Source organism: Yoonia sp. F2084L (assembly GCF_023015625.1).
GTDB lineage: Bacteria > Pseudomonadota > Alphaproteobacteria > Rhodobacterales > Rhodobacteraceae > Yoonia.
In genome coordinates this window covers 212301-224272 of sequence record NZ_JALKAH010000004.1, presented here as the reverse complement: position 1 = coordinate 224272, position 11972 = coordinate 212301, and the positions used below count along the sequence as shown (strand labels likewise).

General features: G+C 57.1%; 11 protein-coding genes. 4 read left to right on the top strand and 7 right to left on the bottom strand.

The window, feature by feature from the left end; genetic code table 11:
- Positions 1-55: 55 nt before the first annotated feature.
- From MWU60_RS12795 to MWU60_RS12780, 4 genes are read right to left on the bottom strand one after another with little or no spacing between them, the layout of a single operon-like run.
- Positions 56-814 (bottom strand): polysaccharide pyruvyl transferase family protein, encoded by a 759-nt coding sequence (locus MWU60_RS12795; RefSeq protein WP_247227726.1) that lies wholly within the window; start codon positions 812-814, stop codon positions 56-58.
- Between the two features lie 7 nt (positions 815-821).
- The gene (locus MWU60_RS12790) at positions 822-1748 is read right to left on the bottom strand and encodes a glycosyltransferase family 92 protein (protein ID WP_247227725.1); all 927 of its coding nucleotides are present in this window, start codon (positions 1746-1748) and stop codon (positions 822-824) included.
- Complete coding sequence (locus MWU60_RS12785; protein WP_247227723.1) at positions 1745-2881, bottom strand: capsular biosynthesis protein; 1137 nt, start codon at positions 2879-2881, stop codon at positions 1745-1747. Before MWU60_RS12785 ends, MWU60_RS12790 begins: the two co-directional genes overlap by 4 nt.
- Complete coding sequence (locus tag MWU60_RS12780) at positions 2874-3905, bottom strand: N-acetylneuraminate synthase family protein (protein ID WP_247227722.1); 1032 nt, start codon at positions 3903-3905, stop codon at positions 2874-2876. The genes MWU60_RS12785 and MWU60_RS12780 overlap by 8 nt, the downstream gene beginning before the upstream one ends.
- A 132-nt stretch (positions 3906-4037) precedes the next feature.
- Between MWU60_RS12780 and MWU60_RS12775 the strand changes: the two genes are divergently transcribed.
- Positions 4038-4745: a tyrosine-protein phosphatase gene (locus MWU60_RS12775; RefSeq protein ID WP_247227721.1), complete on the top strand. Its 708-nt coding sequence runs from the start codon at positions 4038-4040 to the stop codon at positions 4743-4745.
- On the opposite strand, the gene MWU60_RS12770 is transcribed toward MWU60_RS12775, so the two are convergent.
- Complete coding sequence (locus tag MWU60_RS12770) at positions 4742-5455, bottom strand: acylneuraminate cytidylyltransferase family protein (RefSeq protein WP_247227720.1); 714 nt, start codon at positions 5453-5455, stop codon at positions 4742-4744. The two genes, MWU60_RS12775 and MWU60_RS12770, sit on opposite strands and share 4 nt — an antisense overlap.
- 335 nt (positions 5456-5790) lie before the next feature.
- Here MWU60_RS12770 and MWU60_RS12765 point away from each other — a divergent pair, with 335 nt between their 5' ends.
- From MWU60_RS12765 to MWU60_RS12755, 3 genes are all read left to right on the top strand, one after another.
- Positions 5791-7347 carry a phosphate ABC transporter substrate-binding/OmpA family protein gene (locus tag MWU60_RS12765; RefSeq protein ID WP_247227719.1) on the top strand — a complete coding sequence of 519 codons (1557 nt, stop codon included), beginning with the start codon at positions 5791-5793 and terminating at the stop codon, positions 7345-7347.
- A gap of 91 nt (positions 7348-7438) precedes the next feature.
- Positions 7439-8473: a hypothetical protein gene (locus MWU60_RS12760; protein WP_247227718.1), complete on the top strand. Its 1035-nt coding sequence runs from the start codon at positions 7439-7441 to the stop codon at positions 8471-8473.
- Positions 8470-9621, top strand: a complete 1152-nt coding sequence (locus MWU60_RS12755) for a TRAP transporter substrate-binding protein (RefSeq protein ID WP_247227716.1) — start codon at positions 8470-8472, stop codon at positions 9619-9621. The genes MWU60_RS12760 and MWU60_RS12755 overlap by 4 nt, the downstream gene beginning before the upstream one ends.
- Positions 9622-9634: 13 nt before the next feature.
- Here MWU60_RS12755 and MWU60_RS12750 read toward each other — a convergent pair whose 3' ends face one another.
- Positions 9635-10237 (bottom strand): YdeI/OmpD-associated family protein, encoded by a 603-nt coding sequence (locus MWU60_RS12750; RefSeq protein ID WP_247227714.1) that lies wholly within the window; start codon positions 10235-10237, stop codon positions 9635-9637.
- 2 nt (positions 10238-10239) lie between these two features.
- A complete protein-coding gene (gene metG, locus MWU60_RS12745; protein ID WP_247227713.1) occupies positions 10240-11958 on the bottom strand; it encodes a methionine--tRNA ligase in 1719 nt (572 codons plus the stop codon).
- Positions 11959-11972: the final 14 nt, after the last annotated feature.

The following is an 11972-nucleotide window of genomic DNA, read 5'->3' as shown; positions in this document are numbered from 1 at the left end:
TCCCAATCTGGCAACAACGCTCCTTCAGGAATCGCGCGGCGCACTGCCGCACCGCTTACGAAAGTGCCGCGATCTTGGCGTCCACAATGGCTTTGAAATCCTGCGTCGCCGCCCTTACCAGCCCAAGCATCTGTGGCTGAGCGACCGCATTCTTGATCTCGGCCTGCCAATTCTTTGCGGTGCCATAATGGGGTGGCAAACGGTAGCCACCGAATTTATTGGAAAACGGCAGGCACAGCACGCGGCGACCCATCAGCAGCCCCCAATAGACCCCGTGGTACGAGTTTGAGATAACTGTTTTGCCGCTGGCGATGAAACTCAGCGCGTCTTCCAGTGACGCGCAGTGGTTGTCGGTTGTTGGCATGTCTGCGGGAATGTCGATGCCCATCTTGGTCGTTTTCCCGGCGTGGGCATAGAACACCACATCATGTTCAGGAGTGGGCGGCGCGTCGAACATGGGCGACATGCAACTTGCGCAGGGGGCGTAAATGTAGCGTTTGTCGCCATAATCGCGCGAGCCGACAATATCCATCCTCCGCCGCGCTTTCATGTAACGCAGCGAGAACGGGAATGACTGCACTGTCCCAACACCCCATGCGATGTTGATCGCACCTTTGTGACGACGCACGCCGGCATAGTTGGCGAGCCCCCCAAAGATCTTACCGCCGCCGTAGATGCCAACGTCATAATCTGGCGTATCGTCATCACGTACGTCCGACACGGTTGCGTCACCCCAATCGAAGTAATCGAATGGCGAACACGCATTGTCCCCAATATTGTCGGTCCGGCGCAGGTGTTGGAAATGAAGTTTCATTTTTGTCCTATCCGGCAAATCGCGCACGCAGCGCCTGTGTGTTGGTGATGCCGTGTCGGGCCAGAAAGTCTATCGCGGCGGTGTCCGTGATCGGGTTCTCTTCGATCAAGGCTGCCTTGCGAAGCACAGCCGCCGCGCGTTGTTTCTGGGCCGATCCAGACACCGCAGGGCCGGATATCTTGGCCTGCATTTCTTCTTCCGACATCAGGTAATAGTGGTTGAGCTGGATCGCCTGCTGGGTCACGAAACTACCCGTACGACGTGCGTTAGGTGCGGTTTGCCCCAGTGTGTTGCTGCTGACATCACCTTGCGATCTTGTGTGGAACTTATGGGTGCTGACTTGGGTCACATCGCAAGGGTCCACGATGCACTTGAAGTTCAGCAGTGGGCCGACCGCTTCCGGCGCGCGCTGCTGAAAGGCGAAAGGCACCGCATCGGGCGGGGCGATTTTATGGCCACCATGCCCGAACATCGTCCACGGGAGTGAGATGTTGGGGCTGGGTAGCGCCGCCAGGGCTTCTGGCAGGGTCAGCGTAGTGTGCGGGACCAGATATTCGTCCGTGTCGGTAAACCCCATCCGCTGATACCCTGCGCCAAAGGTGCAAATCGCGTGGGCGTAGGCCAAAATCTGACGCGGCAGGATCATACCTGTCTTGGCCTCTGATGTGTCCAGCTTCCAAGGGATGATCGTCACTGAACAGCCGGTAAAATCGCGCGCAATTTGGGCTGTCTGATCGGTAGACCCGTTGTCGTACAGATAGACGTGCGACACCCCTGCGAGTGCATGAAACGTCAGCCAATCGCCAATGCGTGCGGCTTCGTTCCGGGCAATGAGAACCAGTGCCAAGGATGCGCGCGCCGCCTCTGGTTTGGGCGGCTGAATTGCAATGCGGCTGGCGCGGGAAGGTGCGGGTCTGCGGAAAGGCCACATCATGCGTCCGCCCCTTCTTTTGTGGCCAGAAAGGCAAACGGGCCTTCGCCATTTAGCCGATCCTTAATCGTTTGTGGGTCGCTGTCGCTCAGTTTTGGATAATAGACCTGATCAAGAAAGCTCATCACTGCGTTGCGCGTGTCGGGATCAAACGTCCAATCGGGAGCTTGCGCCAAGGCTTTGGTCAGACCGTCCTGATCGGGCGCCTGCGCGGCCATGCCGGGGATCGCCCAGAAACACTGACCGCAAGCCACGACCGGTTTATCAAAGAACATCGCCTCTAATCCGACGGAAGAGTTGATCGTAACAACCCCTCGGCTGGCCGCGACCTGTCCGAAGGTGTCGGATGCGTTGTCCAGATAGATCGGGGCATCAACCCCGCGCAATATGTCAGCCACGAAGGCGGGTGTGCTGGGGTGTTCCTTCAGGCGTAAATGCCAGCCGTCGGGCAAGGCTTTCGCCGCCTGCACCAAGGCGCCCACGAAGGCATCAACCGTGCGAAACGCGCCGCCAAAGAGGCGAAGTTGGCTATCACCCGGCACCTGCAACGGAGCAAAGATGAATGGGTCGGTGAGTGGTGGCAAACCAGCGCTTGGCGTGGGGGGCTGGTCCGGCGTGCGTTGTCTGATCTGTGCGCCCAAGGCGCGCCATGCGGATGGATCGACGCCGCTGTCGGCCAGCCAGTTCTTATAGGGTACGGCAGAGCGGGGCAGGCAGTTGGCATAATTCACACCGACAGGGTCTACAGTGATCCGCCCCGGGAAAGGACCCAATTCGAATGACAGCGTCTTTGCGCCTGCATCTTTGGCGGCGTCCAGAAAGACCCTGCGCGATCCATTCAGGCCGTTCCATACCACTGCGACATTGTCCGGGTTGCGTTCAAAATAGCGGCGTGTGCCGTTGTACTGCATTTGCAGGATATGGGTCCAAATGCGACGTTTGAGACCGGGTGCTGGAATGCCGCGCGCTGCCAGCAGCGCTTTTTCGGCGCGTTCGGTCGTCTGGGGCCAGTTGGCAAAAGCCAGTTTGGGCAGACGCCACCAGTGCAGCCCGCCCAAAGGTGCCAGCAGCGTCGTGATATGCGCGCGCTTCTTCTTGCGGGGATCAAGGCAAACAAAGGTGAATGGCTTAGCCATCCAGATCGGCCCACTTCAATTGGGTATTTCGTGTCACGGCACGGGTCAGTGTCTTGCCGATCACCTTGTCGAAATCATAGCCTGCAATCTCGCCTGATCCGGGACGGCGTGCCCAGATGTCAGCCTCGGTGATAACATGTCCTGCAGGCAAATCGCGGTCCGCCACGACCGAAGCGCGGGCGAAGCGATACACATCTTCTTCGGCGCTGGTGCGTTGCTTGGGGTTGTGTAGCGCCGTGTGAATTTCGCGGGACCGGTCGATGATGTAACGCAATTCAGCCGGATCCATCGAATTGATGATATCAGGCCCTTTGCGATAGCGGGTGTCGGTATAGTGCCGTTCAAGAATGCAAGCACCTAATGCCACCGAGGCCAGCGCCATATCTGGCCCGATTGAGTGATCGGAGAATCCAACAACCGCATTTGGAAATGCGTTCCTGAGGTCAGTCACGCCTTGCAGTGACACGATCTCGGGCGGTGAGGGGTACAGGTTGGTACACTCAAGCAGCGCATAGTCGATACCTGCCTCATCCAAGATCGCAACGGAAGCGCGGATCGTTTCGATGCTTTGCATTCCCGTTGACATGATCACCGGTCTGCCCATCCGCGCGATGTGTCGGATCAAGGGCAGGTTGTCTGCCTCGCCCGATCCGATCTTGAAGGCGGGTACATCAAGCTCATGCAGGAAATCTGCCGCCGCCCGTGAAAAGGGCGTCGAAATCCAGATCATCCCAAGCTCTTCGGTATAGCGCTTTAACTCCGCCTCATCCTCTAGCGAAAGGGCGCAGGCCTCCATCACATCCCAGATCGACACATCTGCATTGGGCGGGAAGATTTGCTTGGCCTCTTCGGTCATCTCGTCTTCGATGATGTGAGTTTGATGTTTGATCATCTCGCAGCCGGCACCGGCAGCAAGGCGCACCATTTCCTTGGCGACAGCCAGATCACCGCCGTGGTTAATGCCGATGTCGGCGATCAAAAGGGGCGGGTGCTCGGGCCCGATTTTGCGGCCAGCGATATCCATGAAAAGGCTCCTGTGTTTGACGTTAAGTGCGTGTTTATGGGGTTTCACCTTGGGGGGCAATTGGGCAGCGCCCATTGCAATGCGGGCGGGCATGGTCCAAGTGACAGCGCAACACCGCAGACAGAGCCCGCTATGATCCGCAAGATATTCAGAGCATTGGACCAAAAGGAACGCGATCTGCGCAAATCCTTTGGTCATGACATCACCGATCCAGCCGAACGGCGCCGGTCGATGTCGCACATGCGTTGGTTGGATCACGGCATTTTTCGCACGTTCTGGCATAATTTCGACAAGGTCGCCGATGGCGTCTATCGGTCCAATCAGCCGGACCCGAAACGGTTTGAAGCCTACGCGAAGATGGGCATCAAGGCCGTGTTGAATTTGCGTGGCGTTGAAAAACAGCCACACTATCTGTTCGAAGAAGAAAGCTGTGCCGCGCTTGGCATGACGCTGGTGACCATCAAGATGACCGCAAGACGCGCGCCAAAGGTGCAGGCCCTTTTGGATTTGATGGACGCGTTTGAAACCATAGAACGTCCGTTTTTGATGCACTGCAAGTCAGGCGCGGACCGAACCGGCTTGGCCGCCATCCTATATCTGATGGTACATGAAGGGAAAACGCTGGATCAGGCACGGGCACATCTGAGCTTTCGTTATCTCCATATCCGGCGCACGGCGACCGGTATTCTGGACCACTTCTGTGATGTCTATGCTGCCCGAAATGCGCAATCACCCATTGCTATTCTGGATTGGATCAAGACCGAATATGACCGCGAGGCGGTCACGCAAAGCTTTCTGGCAAAGCAGGCAGCGCTCAAGCCATGGCAGGGGTGGCGCTAGGCCGGGTCGCGCAGGCCATCGGCAATCTGTTTGCCGAGCAAATACTCAATGACATCCCAGTCAAATGGACTGTCAACGTCCAGCCCGCGTTCGTTCGGGACGATAAGTGGAATGACATGCCCTTCAAACAATCGTGTCGCCGTCCGCAGATAGGTTGGCTTGACCACATAGACCAATCCAACATGATCATAGACCATCGGTGCCTGCTGGCGTGCCACGACACCGTGGGGTAGCGGCTTTGACACTTGCAAAGCGCCATTGGCATCAGTTTCAAGCATGTTGAAGTAGGGGTTCTTGCGGCTTTCACAGCACGACATCACCATATCGGGTGATTGGGCGGCAAACAGATCAAGCCCCGCCTCTATGTCCTGAGGCAGTCGCAGGGGTGACGTGCAGTCAAGATCAAGAAATGCCGTTGCCGGACCCGTTTGCTTTTCAACCTCGCCCAATGCGTGTTGCCAGACATCCCACTTGGCTGCCGTGTCTGTTGCCAGCACCGCCGGGCGCAGACCGATATCAAGCCCGCCGCGTTTCAGCGCATGTTCATATATTTCAGGTGAATCCGTGGAAACCACGACATGGTCGACCCGGCCGCAGGCGAAAAGTTGATCAAGTGACCAATCAATCAGGGGCTTGCCATGCAGCATGCGAAAGTTCTTGTTTGGCACCCCCTTGCTGCCTGCGCGCGCGCCGATGTGACCGATAATCATGCTTAGATCCTTTGCAAATGTGTCGAACATGTGCAGTAAGCATGGCTTTGGGTCAATGGAAACAAGCGTGGCGTGATATTGCGCAGGTTACGCCCTTTCGCATGGTGCCTCAAAGCCGTCACATTCGCATCGCTGGCCCGAATTTGCCGCCAGAATCCCTCGCTTGAGTACAGCAATTCAATCAAAGGTTGCATAATAATAGGCATTGAGAGGAAACAATTTCCCCTTTGGACGCAATTGTATCTTTTTTTGGACAAAATGGATTCTTAGCACAACGGTCAGAAACGGTCCGCCGTGATTTACGGCGTCGCTTACCACTAAAGAAGGTTAATGACATGAATCATTTTCGACAAAAACTCACCCTGGCAGCCTGTTTAACAGCCGCACCACTTGCCGTGACGGCGCAGGAAGTAACGATTTCAAGCAAGGACAACGCGGTGACCATTTCCGGTACGCTGCTGTCATTTGACGACGAAATTTACGTATTGGACACAGATATTGGCCAACTGCGCCTATCGCGCGATGCAACGAATTGCACAGGCGAAGGGTGCCCGTCTAACAACACAAACCTTGATCTGACAGTCGCCGTGACCGAGCCTGCAACCGCCAGCCTTTTGCAGGCGATGGTAAATGGTTTTGCGTCTTCACGTGATCTGACAGGCCTTTCCGTCCCGGATGCAAACGGTGTTGTTGCCCGGATCGACCTGCAAAACATGGCCACCAACACGACCGCAGGTAAAGTAGACGTTGGTGTGGTTTCGCCAACTGACGGCTTTGCGCAACTGGTGAGCAATCAGATTGGCCTCGCTCTTACCAAAACACCTGTGCCGGCGTCAGTGGCTGACGGCGTGATCGCGCGTGGTGGTGATGATTTGCGTGATCTTTCGCGCGAGCGGGTTATCGCACTGGACGCACTCGTCCCGATCGTGCACCCCAATAACCCAGTGCGGTCTGTGTCATTGGAAGAACTCGCCCAGATCGCCTCCGGCCGGATCAGAAACTGGTCTGAACTAGGTGGTGACAACGCACCGATCCGTATGCTCTTGCCTGCGGAAGGATCATCATTGGATGATGGTTTCTCTGAACTGGTGCTGGATCCTTTGCGTGTCCGCCTGCGCCGCAGCGCCGAGCGCGCTGAGAGCGAAAGCCAAGCTGCTGCCCTCGTTGCACAGGACGAAACAGCGATCACGATCACAACACTGGCAGGAACCGGCGATAGCGAAGTGCTGCCAATCCGTCAGACCTGTGGTCCGCTCGCCTATGCCACAGACTTTGCGATCAAGGCCGAAGAATACCCGCTGAGCCGTCGTGTCTTTGCCTATTCTGGTGATGCCGTGCTGGCGTCAACCGGTGCTGACTTCGTCGACTTCATGACCTCTCCGGCTGCGCAGCCGTTGATCCAAGGTGTCGGCTACGTCGATCAAACCGTCGTGGCGCAGCCGATCAGCCTTCAGGGTACACGGATGACTTCAGCAATCTTGTCGGCCAACAACAACACAACATTGGGTTTGGTGCAAAACTTCTCAAGTGATCTGGCCACCGCTGATCGTTTGTCCACGACGTTCCGTTTTACATCCGGCTCATCCTTGCTTGATACGAAGTCGGTTGTCGACGTACAGCGTATGGTCGACTTCTTGAACGGTCCTGAGGCGCGCAACCGCGATATCCTGATCATTGGCTTTACGGATGACGTTGGTCGTTTTGACTTGAACGAGCGTCTGGCGCTACTGCGTGCTTCAAGCGTGCGTGACGCGCTTGTCGGCGCCGTGGGTGGTGACGTTCTGGCAGGCCGCATGCAGGTGTCGTCTTATGGTCCGCTGGCACCAGTCGGCTGCAACGAGACTGCGGATGGCCGCGAAAGCAATCGTCGTGTTGAGATCTGGTTGCGCTAAGCAATCGCCCCATCCACGTCATAAACAGAACAGGGTTCCGGGGTAGGAACAAGCCAACCTCAAGGAACCGCCAAGTGAAGGACACTTGTAGATGAAACGTAGAACGTTACTCGGCACCGGATTGGGTGCCATGGTGGTCGCAGGAACCACAGCGCAGGCACAAAGTGCCACCACGCTGTCCCTGATCACCGACCGGCCCGCCGCCGCTCAGGCCCTGGCCGACCGCGTTGCCCGCACGTCAGGCGGCAGCATCCAAATCAACGTACAAACGGCACCCGCGCCGGATGCAGCGGGCTTCTTGTCCACCGTCTCAGATGGCAGCGCCGACATGTACATGACCGCTGAAGAAGCTTTTGTCGGCACAAATGCCGCCTTCGGCATCTTTTCGTCCATGCCTGGTGGCATGAGCCCAAGCGAGCTGGAATCCTGGATCCTTGTCGCTGATGGCCGTTTCATGTGGGACATCCTTGGCGAAGAATATGGCGTCAAAGCCTTTATGGCCGGTGACGATGGCCCGATGCCGATCTGGTCCAAGGCTCCGCTGTCCGGTGCTGGTGATCTGACCGGTGGTCGCGTCGGTTCGATCGGTCTGGGCGTCAATGTGATGCGCGCCATCGGTGCGACAGACGTCGTCGATATCCGTGCGCAAGCGGTTGATCTGGGCTCATTGGATGCCTTTGAAGGGCTGAACGTTGCACAGATGGCCGAGGCTGGGTTGCTGGGCTCATTCCCACATATGACCACACCAAACGCTGGTCGTCCGACTTCATCCTTGTCCGTCGGGTTCAACCTGGGCAAGTGGAATGGTCTGTCCGAAGTTGACCAGTTGTTGCTGGAACGTTGCATCATGGCTGAACATGGCCAAAACCGCAGCAAGGCAATGCACGACAGTGCAAGCGCGCTGCAAGCAGCCGGGTCTGATGTGACATCCCATGAGGTGCCAGAGGATATCTGGGCCGCTCAGATCAGCGCCTCAAACGCGGTGATGCTGGAAATCATCGAGTCCGGTGATCTGGGCGCTGATGTTGGGGATGCCTATCTGTACTTCATCGGCGACGTTGCCGGTTGGAGCGAAATCGGTGAAACCGCCTTCTTCCTTGGCCGTAAGGAGGCACTCGCACAATGACTTATCAAGCGAAAGACAACATGATGCAGAACACGTCATCTGAACTGAAAACCCTGTCGCGCCGCCGTGCGTTGCTGGGTGGCGGTGCTGCGCTGACCGGTGCTGCTCTTGCCGCCCCTGCTGTGGCCCAAGGCGCACCGCTGACGATCCGTATGGCAACGTCCTGGCCGCAGGGTCTGGGTGGTCTGGCTGACAGTGCGGCACGCGTGGCTGCCGGGATCAACACAGCGTCCAATGGTCGCCTGAATGTTGAAACCTACTGGGCCGGATCATTGGTCCCACCGCTGGGTGTGCATGACGCCGCCAGCAACGGCGAAATCGAGATGTACCACTCGGCTGAGTACTATTTCCAAGGCAAGCACCGTGGTTTCAACTTCTTTACGACGGTGCCATTGGGCCTGACATCGGTCGAGCAGACCGCTTGGGTCAAATACGGCGGTGGTCAGGAGCTTTGGGACGAATTGAACGCAGGTTATGGCGTGAAATCACTGGCGGTTGGCGGTACGGGCGTCCAGATGGGCGGTTGGTTCAATAAAGAAATCACAAGCATGGAAGACTTTGAAGGTCTGACAATGCGTATGCCCGGCCTTGGTGGTCAGGTGATTGCGCGCATGGGTGCAAACGCTGTTGTCCTTCCCGGTGGTGGTATTGTTGAGGCGCTTTTCGAAGGCACCATCGACGCGACCGAATGGGTTGGTCCTTACAACGACCTGCAGTTTGGCTTCCAGAAACTGCTGTCCACGTACATCTACCCCGGCTTCCATGAACCCGGCACGATGGCTTCGATCGGAATGAACCTGGATTTCTGGAACAACTTGTCTGATCTGGATCGTGCAGTGATCGAAACGGTGACCGACGCAGAGCTGACCAACCATACCGCTGACTACTATGGTAACAATGGTCTTGCTTTGGTCCAGTTGCTGGCCGAATCCGGTGTGAAGCCGACGCGCCTGCCTGATGACGTCTGGAACGAACTGGCACGTGTGTCATTCGAAGTGGCCGCAGGTGTTGCCGAAGATGACGACATGGGCCGCCGTATTGTGGAAAGCTATGATGCCTACCGCGCGATGGTTGGTAGTGCTGGCCCGATTTCGCAGGCGGAATACCTCGCCAAGCGCGGCGCTGAGGATCTCTTCGCAGAGGTCTAAGTCTCCATCAAAGTCACGATTTAGGGCCCTTCCATTGGAAGGGCCTTTTGTTTTGGGCGCTGTCCTCGACGATTGTTGCAATCTTCGCTGCGCGGGTAACCGCTCGTTTTGCGTTAAGAACGATTTCCAGAGCACCACGTTTGACGGATCGCGGAAAGCCTTCCCAGTTGGTTTGCGCGCCGGGGCAAGCATCAAAGGCCGCTTGCAGATCCGCCGGAATCATAAGATCCTCGACGTCATCTAACGCCGTCCAACTACCATCCGCTTTGGCCTTGTCGATGACGGCTTGCCCGGCTGGCGTCATCAGACCGTCTGCAATCAGTTTGGCCACTTTATCCTTATTCACCCGGCTCCACTTTGATCCGGGCTTGCGCGGGCTGACGTAGAGCATGGTGCGTGTCGCATCCTTGGCGCGCGGCAGGCTATCGACCCAGCCAAAGCACAGCGCCTCATCCACGACCTCGCTAAGCGGTAGATAGCGGTCGGCGTCCGCCTTTTTGAAAGCCACGATCCAGACCCCGCCAGCGGTGTTGTGGTTCTGGGCCAGCCAATCACGCAAGGCTGCACGGGTTTCGACCGTGACTTCTGGCGCATCCTGAAGTGGCGGTTTTGCCATCGCTAGCCTTCGTCGCGTGTCCCGGCGAAGCGCGCCGCCCAATCTTCGCGCTCATCATCCGTGATCTTGCGGAATAAGTTTTCAGGCACGGTAAAGGCGTGGCCCGCTGGTAGCGCCTGAAGCGCTGCCTCTATATCTGTCGGCCATGCATCATCATCGGTTTGCATCGCGGTGATCATTGTCTTGGCGGCATCAGGAATAAACGCCGCTGACAACACCGCATAGATACGGATCAGGTTCAGCGCGAGGCGCACTTGCATCGCTGCCGTTTCGGGATCGGTCTTGATGGTGGTCCAAGGCGCGTTGGCTTGCAGGTATTCGTTGCCCAGCACCCAGATGGCCCGCAATTCGGCGGCGGATTTTCGGACTTCCATCGCGTCCATATAGCCTTCGTAGGCTTTCAGGCGGGCGGTCAGGTCTGCGATCAGTTTCTCTTCGGCTGGGCCGTAGCTGCCGCCTTCGGGGACAGCTTCACCGAACTTCGAGCGGCAAAACTTAGTGATCCGGCTAACAAAATTGCCCAAAACATCCGCAAGGTCCTTGTTCACGTCCGTTTGGAAGTTTTCCCACGTGAATTCCGCGTCTGAAGATTCAGGCGCATGCGATAAAAGCCACCAACGCCAATAGTCTGCGGGCAAAAGCTCCAGCGCTTGATCCATGAACACACCGCGCCCGCGCGAGGTGCTGAACTGGCCGCCATCGTAGTTGAGGTAGTTGAAGGATTTGATGTAATCGACCAGTTTCCAGGGTTCTTGACTGCCCAAAATGGTGGCCGGGAACGACAGCGTGTGGAACGGCACATTATCCTTGCCCATGAACTGGGTGTAGGTCACATCGGCCGCCCCCTGATCCGTCCGCCACCAGCGCGCCCAGTCGCTGCCTTTGCCTGCGTCTTCCCATTCCTGTGCGCAGGCGATGTATTCGATGGGGGCATCAAACCAAACGTAAAAGACTTTGCCTTCCATGCCGGGCCATATCTGGTCGCCCTGCTTGACCGGAATACCCCAATCCAGATCGCGGGTGATGCCGCGGTCTTGCAGGCCGTCACCATCGTTGAGCCATTTCTTGGCGATGGAGGTTGTCAGGATCGGCCAGTCTTTCTTGGTGTCGATCCATGCGGCGAGTTGTTCTTTCAGATCAGACTGGCGCAAATAGAGGTGCTTGGTTTCGCGCACCTCAAGCTCGGTCGCGCCAGAGATCGTGGAATGCGGATTGATCAGGTCGGTCGGATCAAGCTGCTTGGTGCAATTGTCGCATTGATCGCCGCGCGCAGAGTCAAACCCGCAGTTGGGGCAAGTACCTTCAATGTAGCGGTCGGGCAGGAAGCGACCATCAGCGACAGAGTAAACCTGCTCTTCGGTTACCTCTTTGATCAGATCAACCTCGGCCAGTCGCGTCGCAAACGCTTGGGTCAGCTTATGGTTCTGTGGGCTGGAAGACCTGCCAAAATGATCAAAGGACAACCGGAACCCATCAGCGATTTTGGCCTGCACTTCATGCATCTCTGCACAGTATTCCGCGACCGGTTTGCCCGCTTTTGCAGCCGCCAACTCGGCGGGCGTGCCATGTTCATCGGTCGCACAAAGAAATAGAACCTCATGCCCGCGTTGCCGCAGATAGCGGGCATAGAGATCAGCAGGCAGTTGACTGCCCACCAGATTTCCAAGGTGTTTGATCCCGTTAATGTAGGGAATGGCGGATGTGATCAGATGGCGGGCCATGCGTGCTGTCCTTG